The organism is Pectobacterium sp. CFBP8739 (assembly GCF_013449375.1).
Classification (GTDB): domain Bacteria; phylum Pseudomonadota; class Gammaproteobacteria; order Enterobacterales; family Enterobacteriaceae; genus Pectobacterium.
Map to the genome: position 1 here is coordinate 129246 of NZ_JACDRR010000019.1, position 20947 is coordinate 150192.

A 20947-nucleotide genomic window follows, 5' to 3' on the forward strand; every position below is an offset into this window, starting at 1 on the left:
AGTGAAATTTCTTGCTAACCCTTCTGCTGGCTTTTATTTTCCCCATGAAAAACCGGTTTAGCAATTTAGCTAAACAAGAGAAATCCAAAAACAATAAATCGCCTTCACGACGAGAACGAAAAAATGAAACCAAGCCACCTTGCTGTGACGATAGGATTATTACTCTCCTCCCCGCTTTATGTTTCCGCTGCCAACACCGACGGTATTGAAGCTCGCCTGAACGCTATGGAGCAACGCCTGCAACAGGCGGAAGCTCGTGCCCAAGCCGCCGAGGCCAGAGCCGACGCCGCGGAAAAGCAAACCCAGCAGCTCGCCACCCGTACGACCCAAACCGAACAGAAAACCCAGCAGGTGGAACAGCGCACGACGGCGCTGGCTAAGCAAAAATCCTTTGCGGATGGATTTGAATTCCACGGTTACGCGCGTTCCGGCCTATCGATCAATGACTCCGCCACCAGTTCCAAAACCGATATCGGGCCAGGCATGTCCCCTGCCGGCCAGACTGGCGGACATATCGGTCGCTTAGGCAATGAAGACGACACCTACGTCGAGATCAAACTGGAGCACAAACAGAAGCTGGATAACGGCGCGACCACTCGCTTCAAGGTGATGATGGCGGACGGCCAGCGCAGCTATAACGACTGGACAGCGGCCACCAGCGACCTGAACATCCGTGAAGCCTTCGTCGAGCTGGGTTCACTGCCAACCTTCACCGGTGCCTTTAAGGACACCACGCTGTGGGCAGGTAAGCGCTTTGATCGCGATAACTTCGATATCCACTGGCTGGACAGCGACGTGGTCTTCCTCGCGGGCACTGGCGGCGGGATCTATGACGTGAAATGGGCAGATAACGCCAAGAGTAACTTCTCGCTGTATGGCCGCAGCCTCGGCGAAATTAACTCGCTGGATAACGACATCAAAAACTACGTCTTGACCGCCAACAACTACGTCGGCCCTTTCCAGTTCATGCTGAGCGGGTTAACCGCCAAGAATAACGATGTAAAAGCAAACACCGGTACAAGCCGCGATAACACCGTCGTCACCAACACCAATGCCGGCGATAAAGGCTACCACGCGATGGTGGCTTACCACGGCGACAGCTTCTACGGCTTGCGTGACGGGACATCGAAAACCGCGATCCTCTACGGTCACGGACTGGGCGGCGAAGTGAAAAACATCGGTGCCGACGGCAACCTGACCAACGATGCCAACACCTGGCGCTTTGCGACCTACGGAACAACCGCGCTGAACAAGACCTGGAGCTTCGCCCCGTCCATCCTGGCGCAAACCAGCAAAGACCGTTACGTCAACGGCGATAGCTACGAATGGGTGACGTTTAATGCGCGCCTGATTCAGGAAATCACCGAAAACTTTGCACTGGCTTATGAAGGCAGCTATCAATACATGGACCTCGACCCGCGCGGTTATCGCAGTCTGAATCAGGTGAGCGGCGGCTTCTACAAGCTGACCTTCGCACCGACGTTCAAGGTCGGCAATATCGGCAACTTCTTTAGCCGTCCTGAACTGCGCGTGTTTGCCAGCTACATGGACTGGGATAAGCGACTGGATAACTACTCCAGTGAAGATACGTTTGGCTCCACCGGCTTTAAAGCAGGCGGCGAATGGAACTTCGGTATCCAGATGGAAACCTGGTTCTAACCTTTGTCCGGCCTTGGCGTCGATGACACGCTAATCGACGCCAAAGAAACTGCATATCCAATTGAAAAAGAGGAATAACATGGATATCAACAAAACCGCCGCCGCACTTATCCCCCTTCTCGGCGGGAAAGAGAATATCGCCAGTGCGGCTCATTGCGCGACTCGTCTGCGTCTGGTACTCAATGACGACAATTTGGCAGACAAAAAAGCCATCGAGAACGTTGACGGCGTGAAAGGCTGCTTCCAGAACGCCGGACAAATGCAGATCATTTTCGGCACAGGGCTGGTTAACAAGGTGTATGCCGAGTTCATCAAAGCGGCAGGCATCAGCGAATCGAGCAAATCCGAAGCGGCCTCCATCGCCGCGAAAAAGCTGAACCCGCTGCAACGCCTAGCGCGCCTACTATCGAACATCTTCGTTCCTATCATGCCGGCGATTATCGCGTCCGGTCTATTGATGGGACTGCTCGGCATGATCAAGACCTATGGCTGGGTCGATTCCAGTAGCGCCATCTTCGTGATGCTGGATATGTTCAGCTCCGCTGCCTTTATTATCCTGCCTATCCTGATCGGTTTTACTGCTGCGCGGGAATTCGGCGGTAACCCCTATCTGGGCGCGACGCTGGGCGGCATTCTGACCCACCCAGCGTTGACCAACGCTTGGGGCGTCGCGGGTGGTTTCCAGACCATGCATTTCTTCGGCATGGACATCGCCATGATCGGCTATCAGGGCACCGTGTTTCCGGTCCTGCTGGCCGTCTGGTTCATGAGCATCGTAGAAAAGCGCCTGCGTAAAATCGTACCTGACGCGCTGGATATCATCATCACGCCTTTCCTCACCGTCATCATTTCCGGCTTCGTTGCTATGCTGCTCATCGGGCCGGCGGGGCGTGCACTGGGCGATGGCATTTCTTTGGTTCTCAGCACATTGATTACGCACGCTGGCTGGCTAGCCGGTTTACTGTTCGGCGGCCTCTACTCCGTCATCGTGATCACGGGCGTTCATCACAGCTTCCATGCCATTGAAGCCGGACTGCTTGGTAACCCGAATATCGGCGTCAACTTCCTGCTGCCGATTTGGGCAATGGCGAACGTGGCGCAGGGTGGCGCGTGTCTGGCGGTATACTTCAAAACGCGTGATGCGAAAACCCGAGCGATTGCCGTTCCCGCAGGGCTTTCTTGTCTGCTGGGCATCACAGAAGCGGCGATATTTGGTATCAACCTGCGCTTCATTAAACCGTTCCTAGCCGCACTGGCAGGCGGTGCCCTGGGTGGCGCGTGGGTCGTCTTCAATCACGTCAATATGACGGCCGTCGGGCTGACCGGTTTTCCGGGGCTGGCCATTGTGCAAAGCGGGTCGATGCTTAACTACCTGATTGGGATGTTGATTGCGTTCGGCGCGGCTTTTGTCATTTCCTTACTGCTGAAATATAAAACGGATAGCGAATAATGAAGGAAGTCCACTTACTAAAGCGCATGGCGCACGCCCTGATGTCAGGCCACACACGGAAACAGGAAGATCCGTATCGCCCGGAATGGCATCTGTCTCCGTGCGTAGGTCTGCTCAACGATCCGAACGGATTTATTCATCACAACGGGCGTTACCATCTGTTTTATCAGTGGAATCCTTTAGCCTGTGCCCATGGAGCGAAGTTCTGGGGGCACTGGAGTTCCGCTGATCTGGTTAACTGGACGCATGAACCCGTCGCACTGGTGCCCAGTGAAAGCTATGAAAGCCACGGCTGCTACTCCGGTTCTGCTGTGATAGATCATGGCGCGATCACGCTGATTTACACCGGTAACGTCAAATACGATGATGGCTCGCGTACCGCGTTCCAATGCCTCGCCCGTGAAAATCCTAACGGTGAATATGACAAACTGGGCGCGGTTCTGACGCTCCCTGACGGCTACACTGGGCACGTTCGCGATCCGAAAGTGTGGCGCCATGATGGCCACTGGTACATGGTGCTCGGCGCACAGGATCTCGACCTGCAAGGGAAAGTGCTGCTCTACCGTTCTGCCGATCTACAGGTGTGGGAAAAGATCGGCGAGATCGCCGGTTCCCGTTTGGGCGGGCTCGGTGATTTTGGCTATATGTGGGAATGCCCAGACCTGTTCCCGTTGGATGGCAAAGACGTACTGATTTGCTGCCCGCAGGGCGTTCCCGCCGAAGAAGAACGCTATCTGAATACCTTCCAGGCGGGCTATTTCATCGGCTCACTCAATTACGACAACGGTGCTTATCAGCATCAAGGTTTCCACGAACTGGATCTCGGCTTTGAGTTTTACGCTCCGCAAACCACACTGAGTGAAGACGGGCGACGCCTGCTGTTCGGTTGGATGTCGATTCCCGATGATAATGAATTCTTTGAACCGACGATCGAGTACGGCTGGATCCATACCATGACCTGCCCGCGCGAACTCACGCTGCATGGCGATCGCGTTTATCAACGCCCTGCACGTGAACTGCAACAGCTGCGCAAACAGCATTACACCTGGCAGGGTGCCGCAGACTATGCGTCTCCGCTGCATGCCAGCAGCGCGGAAATTCTCATCACCGCGCAAGGGGAATTCCAGCTCAGCCTCGCCTCACAACTGGTTCTCTGCTGGGACGGTGAACGCGTCACGCTGAGCCGACACAACCGCCGCACCGGCGAACCCGAACATCGCTACTGGCGTGGCGAGCTGAGCCAATTGCAGATACTGTGCGATCGCTCCAGCGTTGAAATTTTCATCAACGACGGCGAGGCCGTGATGTCTGCACGCTATTTCCCGGAAAGTGACGCGACCATGACGTTCAGCGGCTCTGGCCAATTAACGCTACAGCACTGGCTGTTAGCGCCATGCGTGATAGAATAACTTTCCTTTTTTCTGATAGCAGACCTCGCGGTGAAACCGACTAAACGCATAACAATCAGTGACATCGCCGCGCTGGCCGGTGTATCAAAATCCACCGCCAGTCTGGTACTTAATGGACGCAGCAAAGAGTTTCGCGTTTCTGATGAAACCCGCGATCGTATCTTAGCCGTCGCGCATGAGCAGCGTTATCAGCCCAGCATTCACGCCCGTTCGCTGCGTTCCTCACGCAGCAACACGCTGGGGCTGGTGGTACCGGAAATGACCAACTACGGCTTTGCCGTCATTTCCCGTGAGCTGGAAATGCTGTGCCGTGAAGCAGGGTTACAGTTGCTGATTGCCTGCACCGACGAAAATGCCAGTCAGGAGATGATGGCGGTCAACAGTCTAGTGCAGCGTCAGGTCGATGGCCTGATTGTCGCCTCCAGCCTGTTGAACGATACCGAGTATCAAAAAATTAATCAGCAGTTGCCCGTTATACAATTTGACCGGGTGATTGGTGATTCCACGCTGCCGATGGTGATTTCCGAAGCGGTAGAATCCACAGCGGAAATGGTCGAGCGTATCGCCTGCCAGCATCGTGATGAATTCTATTTCCTTGGCGGCCAGCCGCGAATCTCCCCGACTCGCCACCGTCTGGAGGGCTTCCAGCTCGGGCTGGCACGTGCAGGCATCGACTGCAAGCCAGAGTGGATTATTCACGGCAGCTATCACCCCAGTGCGGGTTATGAAATGTTTGCCCAACTATGTGCCACACTGGGTCGTCCGCCAAAAGCACTGTTTGTTGCCGCCTGTGGTCTGATGGAAGGCGTACTACGTTATATGAACCAGCATAACCTGATGGAAAGCGACATCCGGCTGTGCTGCTTTGACGATCACTATCTGTTTGATTGTTTACCGCTGAAGATCGACACCGTGGCGCAGGATTGTGAAAATCTGGCACGCAGCAGCTTTGAGATGGTGACCAGTCTGATTGCACAACAGCCGCTTGAAGAAGATCGGCGCTATATCCCAACGCGGATTCACTGGCGTCATCCTGATTCGCGGGCGTAGGCCAACGCCCAAAGCGCCCTGCCATCATCGGGACGTAAATCTACAGACGTAAAAAAAGGAACGCGGTTTGAATGTTCACCCCGCATTCCTTCTTGAAACACAACCCTCAGCCGTTATTTAGCGGCTGCGGTTTCCGCACCGACCAAGCCAACCTTGAGGTAGCCCGCTTTACGCAGTGAATCCATCACGCTCATGATGGTTTCATAATCGACACTTTTATCCGCCTGAAAGAAGATGGTTGTTTCTTTGTTCGCGCTGGTTTTTACGTCCAGCACCTGCGCCAGCGACTGCTCGCTCACCACCTCTTCCCCCAGGAACATTTGCTTATCTGCTTTTACCGTCAGATAAAGCGGTTTTTCCGGTCGTGGCTGCGGTGCTGCCGATGAGGCTGGCAGATCGACACGAATGTCTACCGTTGCCAGCGGCGCCGCTACCATGAAGATAATCAGCAGAACCAGCATGACGTCAATGAACGGCGTGACGTTAATGTCATGCATTTCACCGTCATCACTCACGTCCTCCTTCAAATGCATCGCCATGACTTAACCCACCCGCAGTTTATGCGAGGCTGAAGACGCCCGGTTATCGTTGCTGGCAGCCACGTCAAGATCGCGACTTTGCAACAGCAGCACTTGCGCAGCCACATCGCCGACCATCGCTTTGTAGCTGGCAATCGAACGAGCAAAGACGTTATAGATAACTACCGCAGGAATCGCGGCAACCAGACCAATCGCCGTCGCCAGCAGGGCTTCTGCGATCCCCGGTGCGACTACCGCCAGATTGGTGGTTTGCGTCTGTGCGATACCGATGAAGCTGTTCATGATGCCCCATACCGTACCAAACAGCCCCACGAACGGAGCGACCGCGCCGACCGTCGCCAGATAGCCGTTACCACGCCCCATGTGACGCCCAGTAGCCGCCACGCGACGTTCCAGACGAAATGCGGTACGTTCTTTAATCCCGTTGTTGTCATCAGAACGTGCGGAAAGTTCCAGTTCGTTCTGCGCATCCACCAGCAGTTGCTGTGCGACGCTGCCAGCTTTGAACGCGTCGGCCGTTTCCAGCGCATCGTCCAGCGTTCTCGCCTGTTCCAACGCCAGATATTCGCGGCGCAGGCGGCGTTTCGCACCAGACATCTCAACGCTTTTACTGAAGAAGATCGCCCAGGTAATCACGGAGGCCAGCAGCAAGCCGATCATCACCGTTTTCACCACGGCATCAGCGTGCTGGTACATACCCCAGACGGACAAATCGGTTTTCATCAGGTTATTGGTGCCCGGTGCCGCACTCGCTGGCAGCGAGAGGGCTGACGCCGGAGCATCGGCTGTCACAGGGGCAGAAGGAGATGCCGCAGCAGGCTGAGTGGCAGGCGCTGCATTCTCTGTCGATAACGGTGCCGTTGCGGGAGCCGCAAACGCATTTCCACTTAGTCCCGCCGTACACAGCAGGATAACCAGCACGCTACGGGAAAATGCGCTGAACGCGCCACGTTTTTTTTGCCAGGTTGATAACACCTGTTGAGTTGTATTACTGACAGCCGTCTTCACGCTGTGCCTCCACCATTCATTCTGTACAATCATCTGTTCTGTACAATCATCTGTTCTGTACAATATCCGCACATATTCGCAGGTATAATGCCGCAATAACGCAGCCTGAAATGATACCAAACCCTGAACGAATTGATAGTCGTTCTCATTATTATTTACACAAGATAATGCATTTTTCTTGCGTTCTAACAGGGTTTCTGGGGGACGGCCTGAACAGCAGATAGCCTACACAGCAATAGAAAACATAAGAAAAAAGGAAGAATGACATGCTGAGCATTCTCAGACAGAGAGAAGCAGGGTGTGGAATGCACATCTTGTGTTCTGGTACTCAACTTTTGTGATCACCATTAAGTTATCACACCATTTCCTACCAACAGATGATTAATTTTTAAAAACGAAATGCGGTTTTAAAAAAATAATTAAAGGAAAAACAAAAATTTAGTCATTCATCTTTGATAAAACCAGTGACATGAACTATACAAAACAGTATTTCATATTAGCTTTTTCTTTTGTGACGCGAGTCATTCTACGAAGTTGTATAATAGGTTAGCTTAGCTATCAGAGAATGCCAAAATGCGTTCAACAATAGCGAAATAGAACGCCATTCTCTCACTCTTAAATCCATTATTTATTATTCTATTTTTCATGGATTTAATTTTCAAATCGCTATTTGATGATTGCCATTACCCATATCGCTGGAGACTACTCAATGAAGCTGTCGAAAAAATTGCTCGGCCTTTGCCTGGGTTCTGCCACACTGCTGATGAGCCAAACCCTTCTGGCACAACAAATTAAAGCCTCTGATGTTCACCCAGAAGGTTACCCTAATGTCGTTGCTGTTCAGAAAATGGGAGAGAAATTAAAAGCGGCTACCAATGGTAGACTGGAAATTAATATGTTTCCCGGCGGCGTGTTGGGTGATGAAAAACAAATGATTGAACAGGCACAGCTTGGCGCAATTGATATTATCCGCGTATCAATGACACCCGTTGCCGCTATTCTGCCAGAAATAGAAGTCTTCACACTGCCCTATATTTTCCGTGATGAAGATCATATGCATAAAGTGTTGGATGGAAAAATCGGCCAGGAAATTGGCGATAAAATTACTAACAACAGCAAATCTAAACTGGTCTTTCTGGGCTGGATGGACGCAGGAACACGTAACTTAATCACCAAACAGCCTGTGGTGAAACCAGAAGATCTCAAGGGCATGAAAATTCGCGTTCAGGGTAGTCCAGTTGCGTTGGCCACGCTAAAAGCAATGGGTGCCAACTCGATTGCCATGGGCGTCAGTGAAGTCTTTAGCGGCATGCAAACCGGCGTCATTGACGGTACTGAAAATAACCCACCTACGTTTGTCGCACACAACTACCTTCCTGTCGCGAAACATTATACCTGGAGCCGTCACTTTATCATTCCTGAGCTTTTCCTCTATTCCAAAGCCAAGTGGGACAAACTTTCGAAAGAAGATCAGGATCTTATACTGAAGCTAGCGAAAGAAGCACAGCAAGAGCAACGCGTACTATGGAGTGCATATAATCAGCAGTCTCTGGACAAAATGAAAGCGGGTGGCGTTCAATTCCATGAGATTGACCCCGATTATTACTTTAAGGCTACGCAACCTGTACGCGATGAGTTTGGTGCCAAATATCAGGATCTGATTAAAGCCGTCGCCGACGTGAAATAACCGCTTAAGGTACGGGTAAATCATAATGCATTTACCCGTTCTTATCTCCATCAGGTAAATAAGATGGCAAATAAATATATTTTAGCCATGGATGTCCTCTATAAAATTGCTATGTGGGTATCCGGCTTTGCTTTACTCATCATGACGATAATTATTCCAATAGGCATATTCTCTCGTTACATCATGAATGAGGGAATATCCTGGCCAGAACCTATCTCAATTCTTTGCATGGTCACGTTCACCTTTGTTGGTGCAGCCGTCAGTTATCGTGCCTGTACGCATATTGCCGTCACCATGCTAACCGACCGTTTACCAGAAAAAATGAAAAAAAGTTGTGCTTTTCTAGCCGATCTTTTGATGATGTTAATCACCGTATTTATTATTTATTACAGTTCTCAACTGTGTATTGAACTTTGGGAGCAACAGGTTGCCGAATTTCCATTATTAAGTGCCGGGCAAACTTATTTACCTCTTCCGATCGGTTCACTTATCACTTTTCTATTCATCATCGAACGCATTTGCTTTGGCCCACAGGATAAGCGTCCTGTCGTCATGATCGGCAATGCCTAATCTGGAGCGAGTATTATGGATGCCTTTGTTTTACTTGCATCACTAGCGATATTGCTCGCCGTTGGTGTGCCCGTCGCCTATTCTGTTGGTTTGAGCGCGATTATCGGCGCATTTTGGATCGATATTCCATTGGAAGCGGTGATGATTCAAATCACCAGTGGCGTCAATAAATTCTCATTGCTGGCAATCCCCTTCTTTATTTTGGCTGGCGCCATTATGGCTGAAGGTGGTATTGCACGACGGCTGGTTAATTTTGCTTATATTTTCGTCGGATTTATTCGCGGCGGATTGTCTTTAGTTAACATTGTTGCGTCGACGTTTTTCGGTGCGATATCAGGTTCGTCCGTTGCTGATACAGCTTCTATCGGTTCGGTTATGATTCCTGAGATGGAAAAAAAAGGTTACCCGCGCGATTTTGCTGCCGCCGTTACCGCCAGTGGTTCTGTTCAGGCAATACTGATCCCGCCTAGTCATAATTCTGTGATTTACTCACTGGCGGCTGGTGGTTCTGTTTCTATCGCATCTCTATTCATTGCTGGTGTGTTACCCGGTATTTTACTGGGAGTGACCCTCATGGTGATGTGTGTGGGGTTTGCTCACAAACGAGGTTATCCAAAAGGCGAAGTCATTCCTTTTCGCCAAGCCGTGAAGATTTTCTTGGATACCTTGTGGGGGTTGATGACGGTCGTCATTATCATGGGTGGGATCCTATCAGGCATCTTTACCGCAACCGAGTCTGCCGCCATTGCGTGTTTGTGGTCCTTCTTCGTGACCATGTTCATTTACAAAGACTATAAATGGTCTGAATTACCCACCCTGATGTACCGCACGGTTAAAACGGTCACGATCGTGATGATTTTGATTGGTTTCGCTGCGGCGTTCGGTGCCATCATGACCTATATGCAGTTGCCCGCCCGCATTACTGCGTTTTTTACCTCCATTTCGGATAACAAGTACGTCATCCTGATGTGTATTAACATCATGCTGCTGCTGCTCGGCACACTGATGGACATGGCCCCGCTCATTTTGATTTTGACGCCCGTACTTCTGCCTGTTGCTGTCTCACTCGGTGTCGATCCCGTTCATTTCGGCATGATTATGATGGTTAACCTGGGGGTTGGATTAATCACACCACCAGTGGGATCAGTGCTTTTCGTTGCCAGTGCGGTGAGTAAGCAGAAGATAGAACAGGTCGTTAAAGCGATGCTGCCCTTCTACTGCGGGCTCTTCGTTGTGCTGATGCTGGTCACCTATATTCCGGCTATCTCACTCTGGCTGCCTAAGCTCTTTGGCGTCCATACGGGTTAACGCACGCACAATTGCGCCATGTTGTTCACCGCAATACAGAACAACATGGTGCTTCTTGCTTTCTTCCTGAAATGTTTTCATCTACCCCCCATCTTATCCTCCTTACGCCCACACGCCGCCCAAGCCGTGATAACGTAGGGCTAATACATCGAATAACGCCTCCTTGTTTCCTCACACTTTCACTATCAGGAATATCTGGCGTATTGGCTCATCCGGCAGGATTGAATAGAAAAGGTAATAGTGGTTATGACAAGCAAAAAAACGGCAACAGCGTTAGTCTCCGCAGGGCGCAGTAAGAAATTCACTCAAGGTTCCGTCAATCCCGTTATTCAACGTGCCTCCTCTCTGGTATTCGATACCGTGCAGGACAAGAAACACGCCACCATTAACCGTGCCAAGGGTGCGCTATTCTACGGTCGCCGTGGCACACTGACCCATTTCTCCTTTCATGAAGCGATGGTGGAACTGGAAGGCGGTGCAGGCTGTGTGTTGTATCCATGCGGTGCAGCGGCTATCTCTAACGCGATTCTCTCTTTCGTTGCAGCGGGTGACCATGTGCTGGTGACCGGTTCAGCCTACGAACCCACACAGGGTTTCTGTAATACAGTCCTCAGTAAGCTGAACGTCAGCACTACCTATTTCGATCCACTTATCGGTGCCAACATTGCCGAACTGATCCAGCCTAATACCAAAGTGGTCTTTCTCGAATCGCCCGGATCCATCACGATGGAAGTCCATGATGTACCGGCAATAGTACAAGCCGTACGCCGCATCAATCCTGACATCGTTATCATGATTGATAATACCTGGGCGGCAGGCATCTTATTCAAAGCGTTCGACTTTGATATTGATATTTCTATTCAGTCAGCTACCAAATATATTGTTGGTCACTCCGATGCCATGATTGGCACCGCTGTCGCTAATGAACGCTGCTGGGAACAACTACGCGAGCACTCTTATCTGATGGGCCAAATGGTAGACGCCGATAGCGCTTATGTCGCCAGCCGTGGCCTGCGCACACTGGGCGTTAGACTCAAACAGCATCAGGAAAGCAGCATCCGCATTGCGAAATGGCTGTCGGAGCAGCCCGAAGTCGCGGTGGTGAACCACCCGGCCTTACCTGAGTGCAAAGGACATGAATTCTATGTACGTGACTTTAGTGGCTGCAACGGCCTGTTTTCCTTCGTCTTGAAAGAGAAGCTCAGCCAAGAAGCACTGGCAAGCTATCTGGATCATTTTGAACACTTCAGCATGGCGTATTCCTGGGGGGGCTTTGAGTCGCTGATTCTGGCGAATCAGCCGGAAGATCTGGCTGCCATCCGTCCTGCTGGCGGCGTGGATTTTACCGGCACACTTATTCGGTTACATATTGGACTTGAAGACAGTGACGATCTGATCGACGATCTGGCCGCGGGTTTCAGCAGGCTGCGCGCTTAGTCTGGCAAGACGTCAGCAGGCTCACTGCGGCCAAACGGCAGGAAATAAAATATCAGCGGGCAATAAAATATAGAAAGTGTGACGGCCATAAAGCCGCCACATCTTGATTTCCCCTGCGACGCGCTGGGGAATGCGTTATCATAATCATGAGTCAACGCTTACCAAAAACCGCGTTACCTTAACCAAAATTAAGCATTAAGCCTTGTCGCGTTCTCACAATACGGCAAGGCATTTTGCCCAACCGATTTTAGGGCTTGATAGGCAGTAGATTTCAGGTAATTCAGCGTTCCATCGCCGCAGGCCTGAGAGATAGTGAATATCGTCACTGGCGGGATGTAATATGAGTGTGGTTCACGACATTATTCAGGCGCTCTGGCAGCAGGATTTTAGTGCACTGGCCGATCCCCATGTCATTTGGGTGGTTTACGGCATCTTGTTCACAACGCTGTTTCTGGAAAACGGCCTGCTGCCTGCCTCTTTTCTGCCCGGCGACAGCCTACTGCTGCTCACCGGTGCCATGATTGCCAAAGGTGTGATGAGCTTTTTCCCTACGATGGTTCTGCTTACCGTCGCGGCCAGCCTCGGCTGCTGGCTCAGCTACCTCCAAGGGCGCTGGCTGAGCGATACGCGTCTGGTAAAAGGTTGGCTGTTGCAGCTTCCTGCGCATTACCACCAGCGTGCTCATCACCTGTTCCACCGTCACGGCCTGATGGCGCTGCTGGTTGGCCGCTTTTTAGCGTTTATCCGCACGCTGCTGCCAACGATGGCGGGTATTTCTGGGTTAAACAATACGCGTTTCCAAATTTTCAACTGGCTCAGCGGGCTGCTGTGGGTCGGGGGAATTGTCACGCTCGGCTATGCACTCAGCCACATTCCACTGGTCAAACGCCACGAAGATCTGGTGATGACCGCACTGATTCTGCTCCCGATTATTTTGCTGGTTAGTGGCCTGATTGGCATGGCTGTCGTGGTGTGGCGTAAAAAACGTGCCGTCGCCTAATCGGTAACTGCACGCTTTCTCAACGCACTCAGTTTCCCTCAACCGCCATATTGCTGGCCTTTAATCTCGCGACTTCATCGCCCGGTGTCGCACCGAAATAGCGTTTAAATTCTCGGCTAAACTGCGACACGCTCTCATACCCTACGCGAACGGCCGCCACACCTGCTCTCAGCCCCTCATTGATCATCAGCATGCGCGCTTTGTGTAAGCGGTAGGATTTCAGGTACTGCAACGGCGATGTATTGGTGACCGCTTTGAAGTTATGGTGAAATGCAGACACGCTCATGTTCACTTCCGCCGCCAGCTGTTCCACATTCAGGCTATCGGCATAGTGATTTTCGATACGTCGCAGAGACTTGGCAATCTGGCTGAAGTGCGTATGCCGATTGACCAACGCCTGTAATGCCGCACCGCGTTCACCGCAGAGCATATGATAGATAATCTCGCGCACAATCGTCGGGCCCAGCACACGGGCATCACGCGGGTTATCCATCGCATCCAGTAGCCGTTCCACAGCACACAGAATTTCATCGGTCAGCGGCGCACTGTTCACGCCGCACGTACAGGAACAGGGGCGAGTCGTGCTATCGTCGTCACCAATGTCGATCAACAAATCCTGAAGCATCTGGATATCGATACGGATCGCCATCCCCACCAATGGATGTTCGGCGCTGGCTATCGTTTCACATTCGAACGGCAGCGGGACGGTCATCAACAGGTAGTTTTCAGGGTCATACTGGAAGGTTTTTCCGCCCAGATAACCAATCTTTTGGCCCTGAAAAATGATGACGATCGTCGGTTCATACATGACTGGCACACGCGGATGATGTTGCTCCGTGTACAGAATTTTGACCTGCGGGACGAGCGAAGGCGTGGTCCAGCTTTTGGTCGAACGGCGTATTGCCTGTTGAACGATGCGCTGCCGTACCGTCTGCGGCTCAGGCTGACTTTCCGTCAACATGACTTGAGTGTGCGTCACCATGATGTTATCTCGCTACTGGTTTGCTTTTCCTGCCCGAAGCCTCTCTCCTGACAGAAGAAACAAAATGACATACTCGTGAATTATTATCACCCTTTTCTCCTGTATTTTGTAGAAATAGGCAATAAGCAAACAGAAATGTGCATTGAACGTCTTACGTGGGTTGATGACAATATTGAGCATACCGTTACCCTTTCATCCCACGGGAAAAGACATGAATAAAACGATTGAACTGTTCACCTCACACCGCAGTGAACGTAGCTATCTTGATAAAGCGATCCCCGAAGACGTGCTGGATGCCATTATTCAGTCTGCGCATCTGGCACCGACCTCCGTGAACTCTCAGCAGGTCTCGCTCATCGTCACCCGCGACCCGGAACGCAAAGCCCGCATTGCCGAATTGGCTGGCGGCCAGCCGTGGATTGCCCAAGCACCGGTCTTCATCACCGTAGTGCTGGATATGCATAAAACGCAGGTCGGAATTGCCATGAGCGATAAGCAGCAGCACGCCCATGAAAGCATAGAAAGCCTGATTTCCGGCACAACGGATGTCGGCATCGCGCTCGGCACGCTGATGGCCGCCGCACGCTCGTTTGGGCTGGGCATCGTCCCGATTGGCGGCATTCGTCGCGAGCCGCAGGCGATGATCGACTTTCTGGAACTGCCTGAACTGACGTTCCCCGTCGCCGGCGTCGCTATCGGTTACGTGGACACACCTGCGCATCAGAAACCGCGCCTGCCGCTGAATTCCTTCCGTCATGATGAAACCTATCATCAGGACGTTCTGCCTGCGGCGATCGAACAATATAACCACACGCTGGTGACACACTGGCAGCAAACCGGTCGCACAGACGGCGACAACTGGGGTGACAACACCGCCAGCTACTATCAGCACATTTATTTCCCGAAAGTCTTACCCGCTATCCTCCAACAGGGCTTTAAACTGGACAAATAACCTATGCTCAATTTCACACTTCATACCCCTACCAAGATTTTGTTTGGCGAAGGCCAGATTGCTGAATTAGGCAAAGAAATTCCTGCCGATGCCCGTATCCTCATCACCTACGGCGGCGGCAGCGTGAAGCACAATGGCGTGCTGGATCAGGTCTATCGCGCATTAGAAGGCCGCAACGTACGCGAGTTTTCTGGCATTGAACCAAACCCGACTTACGAAACGCTGATGAAAGCCGTCGAGGTCGTTCGTGCAGAGAAGATTGATTTCCTGTTGGCCGTTGGCGGGGGGTCTGTCGTCGATGGCACGAAATTTATCGCTGCGGCCGCAGATTATCAGGCCGCGCAAGACCCGTGGCATATCCTGCAAACTGGCGGCGCGGAAATCGATCGCGGCGTCGCGATGGCAGCCGTACTCACCCTGCCAGCGACGGGTTCGGAATCCAATAACGGCGCGGTCATCACCCGTAAATCGACCAACGATAAGCTCGCCTTCCTTTCACGTTACACCCAGCCGCTTTTCGCCGTACTCGACCCGGTGGTGACGTACACCCTGCCCGCTCGCCAAATTGCAAACGGCGTGGTCGATGCCTTCGTTCACACCGTTGAACAGTACCTGACGTATTCTGTCGATGCCAAAGTACAGGACCGTTTTGCGGAAGGCTTGCTGCTGACGCTGGTTGAAGAAGGCCCGCGTGCGCTGGCAGAACCGGAAAATTACAAGGTCAGAGCTAATGTGATGTGGAGCGCCACGATGGCGTTGAACGGTCTGATTGGCGCAGGCGTGCCGCAGGACTGGTCAACCCACATGCTGGGACACGAATTAACGGCGCTGCATGGTCTTGACCATGCCCAAACGCTGGCTATCGTCCTGCCCGCCATGCTGGCAGCAAGAAAAACCCAGAAGCGCGACAAACTGCTGCAATACGCCGAGCGCGTCTGGAACCTGCGCGACGGTAGCGAAGATCAGCGCATCGACGGCGCGATTGCCGCTACGCGTGACTTCTTCGAGAAAATGGGCGTACCGACCCGCATGTCTGACTATCAGTTGGATGGCAGCTCCATTCCGACACTGGTGGCCAAACTCAACGAGCATGGCCTGACCGCGCTGGGCGAGCACCGCGACATTACGCTGGAAGAAAGCCAGAAGATTTACGAAGCGGCGCGCTAAGCCCCTCCGTTCTTACCCCTTCGAATGATAGGAGAAAACGCGATCATTTAAATAACACTAATACCCTCAACTCAATGCTGTGTCTGTTAAGGGGAGCCAATCGGCTAATACTGGTCACTTAAGCCCGTGATTAGGGGAAACCCGCAGGGAGGCCTCACCCCTGTGGTCGCCCCGTGTATCTCGATGCTTAAACGATCGGCATGCGCCAATCGGCTCCCTTTATCATCGGACAATCCATAACTGCTGCATTTTTCTACTAGAATGAAATCATATGCCTGTTCCTGCTAGGGATCACATTCCGCTATTTTCGTGATATGAACAGGTCGCCCATCCAGTTAACTCTATGATATTTTTATGGATTAACGGATATAAAAGGAGAATGAGATGACGCAACCGAAAGTTAAGCTGACGGACGGCAATATCATGCCCCAATTGGGCCTTGGTGTCTGGCGAGCAAGCAGTGAAGACACGGTGATCGCCGTGACTGAAGCATTGTCCATCGGTTATCGGGCGATCGATACCGCCGCTATTTATAAGAACGAGGAAGCCGTCGGTCAGGCGCTGAGTTCAGCGAATTTGCCGCGTGAGGAGGTATTCATCACCACCAAGCTCTGGAATGGCGATCACACCAATCCCCAGAAGGCGCTGGAAGAAAGCCTGAGAAAACTTCGGTTAGATTATATCGATCTCTACCTGATTCACTGGCCGCTCCCGCAGCAGAACACTTTTGTGGATGCCTGGCGCGGGCTCATCAAACTCCAGGAACAGGGGCTGGCAAAAAGCATTGGTGTCAGTAATTTCCACATTCACCACTTACAGCGCTTACAGGAAGAAACGGGCGTATTGCCGGTCATCAATCAGGTCGAGCTGCATCCTCTTCTCCAGCAAAGACAGCTGCACGCCTGGAATGCGACGCATCATATCCAGACCGAGTCCTGGAGCCCACTGGCACAGGGCGGCGAGGGCGTTTTTGACCACCCAATTATCCGTAAACTGGCGACAAAATACGGGAAAACGCCGGCACAAATCGTGATTCGCTGGCATTTAGACTGTGGGCTGGTGGTGATTCCTAAATCGGTGACGCCTTCCCGCATCAAAGAAAACTTCGAAGTATTCGATTTCCGTCTGGATAAAGACGAGCTGGGTGAAATTGCCACGTTGGATAGCGGGAAGCGACTCGGGTCGGACCCAGATGCACCGAGAAACGACTAAGCGCTACTCTACGGCTAAGCGCTAGTCCACCTGTAATGCCAGCATTCCCATGCTGGCATGTTTCTTCTAATCGGCAAACTGAATTTCATACACATCGCTACGGCACTGCGCCTCGCTGTATTCCAACAGTTCACCCCGATCGTTATAAATATGCAGTTGGCAATACAGCGCTGGCGCCTCTGCCGCGATACCAAGCAGCGTGGCGACCTCTGCCGCACAGGTAATGGCTTTGAAACGATAGCGCTTTTTGTCCGGCGTGATCCCACGCGTCATCCAATATTGATAGAGGGATTGCTCAAGCGCTTTCGGGTCAGGCAGGAATTTTTGCGGTATCCAGGTCGCTTCCAGCGAAACAGGTTCGCCATTACTCAGCCGCACGCGCCGCAGATAGGTAACGGCCTCGCCTTCCGGCAAAGACATTTTTGCCGCGATGGCAGCAGGTGGAACCTGTATCGTCTTCTCCAGCCATAAGCTCCCAGCGACGCCACCCTGTTTCAGTACCAGCGCGGTGAACCCTTCATCTTCGACGCTCAACGCATAGTGGAGCCGTTGAGCGACGCGGGTTCCCACACCCTGCTGACGAACAATCAGCCCCTTTTCTTCCAGCAGCGACAAGGAACGGGAAACTGTTACGCGCGATAATCCCAGCTGTTGCGCAATCAATCTTTCCGCAGGTAAGAACTGGCCTGCTAACGCCTTCCGACGGTTGATTTCTGACTCAAGCAACGACGCGAGCTGCATATAGCGAGGCGCCGATGATGCCTCAGCCAGCTGCTCCCTGACCCAAAGCAGTAATTCCCGCATAGTGCAGCCTTTTTAGTGGCGCAGCATTCTGGCTGCGTGCAGGTTAAAACAGGGAGTGAACCTGATTTCATCACGAAACGAAACGCTCAGACGCTTAACTATTTGTAATAAAACGTTTTTTATCACCTTCCAGACCTGGAACAGCATGCGGTTCAAAACGTGATTCACCCTTAATTCATCACAACATCAATCTATAAGGTATCGTCCGCACGGCTTCGCATCTTTAATCTTGGTTTGTCTGAATAGAGGTGGATCACATTAAGAAATCGGTGGATACCAGAAACACTACCGTCACACGTGTCACGGCAGAGGGATAAGGGCGGAAGGGGATGCAGGCGGTTTACATCGCCGACTGTACGATGAGCTGTCCCGTTGAACCACGGTCGGCCAATTCCAGCGTTTGGCTGTAATACAGGAAGGGGAATGCCATTGAGGAAGGCTGCATGAAATAAACCAGCAGCTCGACATCGTTATCCACCCACACCGTATCTTTCCAGCCGCTGTCTTCCACTGCCGGCGGGCCGCCATTCGCGCTGCGCACAAGGAATTTCACACCCTGAATATGGAAAGCCTGCGGCGTGTCGGCGTGAATAATCCAGCGCTCACAGCGGCCAAGCTGCGTTTGTACATCGGCACGTGTCATGTCCCACATCGCACCGTTGATGCCGGGCAAGCTGTCACCCAAACGGAATTCGCGCGTGCGGCTGATGCTGCCTTCAATGATATTGTCGGCCAACAGGCGCATCGGCAGGTTGTCCGTCACCAATGGCAGCAGGCCCGTCGGCTTAAGAGTGAGTATTTGCGCAGAAATCAGGATGCTGGAAGGCTCAAATAAGCCGCGCAGGCGATCCATAATCCCAGCCGATTCCCCTGCCGTCAGCGTGACGTCTTCACCCTGCGACATGTCGATCAGAATCTCACGCCGTTCGCCGGGTGCGAGAGAAAGCTGGTTCACCGCCATCGGTGCCGGTAGCAATCCTTGATCGCTGGCGATCACATGCATCGCCCGAGCATCGCTCAGCCGCATCACGTAACGCCGGGAGTTCGACGCGTTAAGCAATCTCAGACGCACCCAGCCACGGGACACTTCAACAAAGGGGTTTTGGATGCCGTTAACTAACAGCGAATCCCCCACGAAGCCACCGCTAGAAGGCGGGTTATAGATAGGAACACCAAAATTATCCAGTCGTTTATCCTGAATAATCAATGGGAAATCATCAACACCGTAGTGATTGGGCAGCGGCAGGGCTTTACTGGCTCGGTCTTCCACCAGCCATAGTCCAGCCAGCCCGTTATAGATATGAGGTGCCATGCGGTTCGGCGTATTCGCATGATACCAGCAGGTCGCCGACGGCTGACGAATAGGCAATACGGGTGACCAATCGGTTCCCGGAGAAATGATGCGGGCAGCGCCCCCCATCAGCGGACCCGGCACCTGCAACCCACCGATCGTCATCGCGACAGGCTCATTCAACCGGTTACTGTAAATCAGCTTAACGTCATCGCCGTCATAGACGCGTACCGTCGGCCCTAAATAACGGCTATTGATGCCCCAAATGGCTGTCTTACGATCGCCGGAAAATGCCCAATGCGCACGCTGCATGGTCAGAAAAAGAGGCTGGCCTCGGCGCGACTCCAGTAATGGCGGTATCGGCAATGCGGCGGAACTCCCACTGGCTTTAGCCGTCAGTGGCGTCATTCCCGCACATAACGCAAGGCCCGATGCCTGAATAAACTGACGTCGGCTGAGTGACATAATGACTCCGTAAATCCATTAACCGTAAGCAAAGTTTAACTTCCGATTGGTTCTTGAATAAACAATCGGAAGAAATAATCGCGTAACCCGATGGGGTAAGTTTATTTTTTGTCTGCCGCTTCGCGCGCCGCCACTTCTGCATCCAGCTCGGCAATCTTGGCAGCCATCACATCATGGCAGTGTGAAGCCAGCTCGCGAACCTGATCTTTGGTATACGCGCGGGTGTCAATGGGCGGCAACATTTCTACGATAACGAGGCCGTTATTCCAGCGGTTCAATTTCACTTTATTGCTGGTCGTAGAAACGCAAATCGGCACAATCGGCACTCCTGCACCAATCGCGGCATGAAAAGCACCAGTTTTGAATGGCAACAGACCGCGTCCACGGCTACGCGTACCTTCGGGGAACATCCAGATAGACGTGTTTCGTTCTTTAATGTGCTTCACCACCTGAGCGATGGTGCCATGCGCTTTCGCGCGGTTTTCGCGATCAATCAGCAAATTCCCCGTCAGCCAGTAGAGCGGCCCAAAGAACGGGATCCACAGTAGGCTTTTCTTACCCACAGTAACCGTACGCGGCTGGACGGCTTTGGATACCGTGACCATATCGTAATTATTCTGATGATTCGCGATATAGATGCAGTTGCCGTAATGCGCGGCTTCTTCCGGTATCCGCATTTCTACTTTCAGGCCAAACACCGTGGACAAACGCCCAAAAAGATGGCCGAAGGTCGCCACATGACGGGGATTTCTAGGGCTGAACAGGCAGTAGAACAAGCCAAAAACACAGACCAAAATCGAAAAGATAATGACAATAAAAAAACGAAAAATGGATAACATAGCAACCTCATTAGCCAACAGCCGCCGCTAGTATAGCGATTTCGCGCTGAAACACACGGTGATTCAATTTGCTGCAAGATGGCAACCGGAAACTAAAGAAAGGCGGTATTACACCGCC

The 20947-nt window shown here is 52.2% G+C and carries 18 protein-coding genes; 12 read left to right on the forward strand and 6 right to left on the reverse strand.

Annotated elements, in window-relative coordinates:
• The first annotated feature begins 123 nt into the window (after positions 1–123).
• The 4 genes from H0247_RS14580 (at position 124) to H0247_RS14595 (ending at position 5568) form a co-directional block, all read left to right on the forward strand.
• Positions 124–1659 carry a carbohydrate porin gene (locus tag H0247_RS14580; RefSeq protein WP_180743177.1) on the forward strand — a complete coding sequence of 512 codons (1536 nt, stop codon included), beginning with the start codon at positions 124–126 and terminating at the stop codon, positions 1657–1659.
• Positions 1660–1738: 79 nt separating this feature from the next.
• Positions 1739–3109: a sucrose-specific PTS transporter subunit IIBC gene (locus H0247_RS14585; protein ID WP_180743178.1), complete on the forward strand. Its 1371-nt coding sequence runs from the start codon at positions 1739–1741 to the stop codon at positions 3107–3109.
• Positions 3109–4518, forward strand: a complete 1410-nt coding sequence (locus H0247_RS14590; RefSeq protein ID WP_180743179.1) for a sucrose-6-phosphate hydrolase — start codon at positions 3109–3111, stop codon at positions 4516–4518. The genes H0247_RS14585 and H0247_RS14590 overlap by 1 nt, the downstream gene beginning before the upstream one ends.
• Before the next feature lie 30 nt (positions 4519–4548).
• The gene (locus H0247_RS14595; RefSeq protein ID WP_180743180.1) at positions 4549–5568 is read left to right on the forward strand and encodes a substrate-binding domain-containing protein; all 1020 of its coding nucleotides are present in this window, start codon (positions 4549–4551) and stop codon (positions 5566–5568) included.
• A 113-nt stretch (positions 5569–5681) separates the two neighbouring features.
• Here the strand turns inward: H0247_RS14595 and exbD are convergent, their stop codons facing one another.
• A complete protein-coding gene (exbD, locus tag H0247_RS14600; RefSeq protein WP_180743181.1) occupies positions 5682–6107 on the reverse strand; it encodes a TonB system transport protein ExbD in 426 nt (141 codons plus the stop codon).
• Between the two features lie 3 nt (positions 6108–6110).
• Positions 6111–7115, reverse strand: a complete 1005-nt coding sequence (gene exbB, locus H0247_RS14605; protein WP_180743182.1) for a tol-pal system-associated acyl-CoA thioesterase — start codon at positions 7113–7115, stop codon at positions 6111–6113.
• 709 nt (positions 7116–7824) lie between these two features.
• Here exbB and H0247_RS14610 point away from each other — a divergent pair.
• From H0247_RS14610 to H0247_RS14630, 5 genes are all read left to right on the forward strand, one after another.
• Entirely contained in the window at positions 7825–8802 is a 978-nt protein-coding gene (locus H0247_RS14610) for a TRAP transporter substrate-binding protein (RefSeq protein WP_180743183.1), read from the forward strand.
• A gap of 63 nt (positions 8803–8865) precedes the next feature.
• The gene (locus H0247_RS14615) at positions 8866–9372 is read left to right on the forward strand and encodes a TRAP transporter small permease (protein WP_180743184.1); all 507 of its coding nucleotides are present in this window, start codon (positions 8866–8868) and stop codon (positions 9370–9372) included.
• Between the two features lie 15 nt (positions 9373–9387).
• Entirely contained in the window at positions 9388–10680 is a 1293-nt protein-coding gene (locus H0247_RS14620) for a TRAP transporter large permease (RefSeq protein ID WP_180743185.1), read from the forward strand.
• A 246-nt stretch (positions 10681–10926) separates the two neighbouring features.
• Positions 10927–12117, forward strand: coding sequence for a cystathionine beta-lyase (gene metC / locus H0247_RS14625; RefSeq protein ID WP_180743186.1), 1191 nt, complete (start codon positions 10927–10929; stop codon positions 12115–12117).
• Positions 12118–12457: 340 nt separating this feature from the next.
• A complete protein-coding gene (locus tag H0247_RS14630) occupies positions 12458–13117 on the forward strand; it encodes a DedA family protein (protein ID WP_180743187.1) in 660 nt (219 codons plus the stop codon).
• Positions 13118–13145: 28 nt separating this feature from the next.
• Here the strand turns inward: H0247_RS14630 and H0247_RS14635 are convergent, their stop codons facing one another.
• Positions 13146–14078, reverse strand: coding sequence for an AraC family transcriptional regulator N-terminal domain-containing protein (locus tag H0247_RS14635; protein WP_370463344.1), 933 nt, complete (start codon positions 14076–14078; stop codon positions 13146–13148).
• Positions 14079–14310: 232 nt separating this feature from the next.
• On the opposite strand from H0247_RS14635, the gene H0247_RS14640 reads away from it, so the two are divergent.
• From H0247_RS14640 to dkgA, 3 genes are all read left to right on the forward strand, one after another.
• Complete coding sequence (locus tag H0247_RS14640; RefSeq protein ID WP_180743189.1) at positions 14311–15051, forward strand: NADPH-dependent oxidoreductase; 741 nt, start codon at positions 14311–14313, stop codon at positions 15049–15051.
• A gap of 3 nt (positions 15052–15054) precedes the next feature.
• Positions 15055–16218 carry an alcohol dehydrogenase gene (gene yqhD, locus H0247_RS14645; protein ID WP_180743190.1) on the forward strand — a complete coding sequence of 388 codons (1164 nt, stop codon included), beginning with the start codon at positions 15055–15057 and terminating at the stop codon, positions 16216–16218.
• A gap of 384 nt (positions 16219–16602) precedes the next feature.
• On the forward strand, positions 16603–17430 hold the full coding sequence (dkgA, locus tag H0247_RS14650; RefSeq protein WP_180743191.1) for a 2,5-didehydrogluconate reductase DkgA: 828 nt from the start codon (positions 16603–16605) through the stop codon (positions 17428–17430).
• Between the two features lie 66 nt (positions 17431–17496).
• Here dkgA and H0247_RS14655 read toward each other — a convergent pair whose 3' ends face one another.
• The 3 genes from H0247_RS14655 to H0247_RS14665 form a co-directional block, all read right to left on the reverse strand.
• The gene (locus H0247_RS14655; RefSeq protein WP_180743192.1) at positions 17497–18234 is read right to left on the reverse strand and encodes a GntR family transcriptional regulator; all 738 of its coding nucleotides are present in this window, start codon (positions 18232–18234) and stop codon (positions 17497–17499) included.
• Positions 18235–18574: 340 nt separating this feature from the next.
• Positions 18575–19990: a cell division protein FtsP gene (gene ftsP / locus H0247_RS14660; protein WP_180743193.1), complete on the reverse strand. Its 1416-nt coding sequence runs from the start codon at positions 19988–19990 to the stop codon at positions 18575–18577.
• A 101-nt stretch (positions 19991–20091) separates the two neighbouring features.
• A complete protein-coding gene (locus H0247_RS14665) occupies positions 20092–20829 on the reverse strand; it encodes a 1-acylglycerol-3-phosphate O-acyltransferase (RefSeq protein WP_180743194.1) in 738 nt (245 codons plus the stop codon).
• Positions 20830–20947: the final 118 nt, after the last annotated feature.

Coding starts and splice junctions, on each gene's coding strand:
- H0247_RS14580 (WP_180743177.1), top strand. CDS start 124: ATGAAACCAAGCCACCTTGCTGTGACGATAGGATTATTACTCTCCTCC.
- exbD (WP_180743181.1), bottom strand. CDS start 6,107: ATGGCGATGCATTTGAAGGAGGACGTGAGTGATGACGGTGAAATGCAT.
- H0247_RS14590 (WP_180743179.1), top strand. CDS start 3,109: ATGAAGGAAGTCCACTTACTAAAGCGCATGGCGCACGCCCTGATGTCA.
- H0247_RS14630 (WP_180743187.1), top strand. CDS start 12,458: ATGAGTGTGGTTCACGACATTATTCAGGCGCTCTGGCAGCAGGATTTT.
- yqhD (WP_180743190.1), top strand. CDS start 15,055: ATGCTCAATTTCACACTTCATACCCCTACCAAGATTTTGTTTGGCGAA.
- H0247_RS14655 (WP_180743192.1), bottom strand. CDS start 18,234: ATGCGGGAATTACTGCTTTGGGTCAGGGAGCAGCTGGCTGAGGCATCA.
- H0247_RS14635 (WP_370463344.1), bottom strand. CDS start 14,078: ATGTTGACGGAAAGTCAGCCTGAGCCGCAGACGGTACGGCAGCGCATC.
- metC (WP_180743186.1), top strand. CDS start 10,927: ATGACAAGCAAAAAAACGGCAACAGCGTTAGTCTCCGCAGGGCGCAGT.
- H0247_RS14610 (WP_180743183.1), top strand. CDS start 7,825: ATGAAGCTGTCGAAAAAATTGCTCGGCCTTTGCCTGGGTTCTGCCACA.
- ftsP (WP_180743193.1), bottom strand. CDS start 19,990: ATGTCACTCAGCCGACGTCAGTTTATTCAGGCATCGGGCCTTGCGTTA.
- H0247_RS14640 (WP_180743189.1), top strand. CDS start 14,311: ATGAATAAAACGATTGAACTGTTCACCTCACACCGCAGTGAACGTAGC.
- H0247_RS14585 (WP_180743178.1), top strand. CDS start 1,739: ATGGATATCAACAAAACCGCCGCCGCACTTATCCCCCTTCTCGGCGGG.
- H0247_RS14620 (WP_180743185.1), top strand. CDS start 9,388: ATGGATGCCTTTGTTTTACTTGCATCACTAGCGATATTGCTCGCCGTT.
- dkgA (WP_180743191.1), top strand. CDS start 16,603: ATGACGCAACCGAAAGTTAAGCTGACGGACGGCAATATCATGCCCCAA.
- H0247_RS14615 (WP_180743184.1), top strand. CDS start 8,866: ATGGCAAATAAATATATTTTAGCCATGGATGTCCTCTATAAAATTGCT.
- H0247_RS14665 (WP_180743194.1), bottom strand. CDS start 20,829: ATGTTATCCATTTTTCGTTTTTTTATTGTCATTATCTTTTCGATTTTG.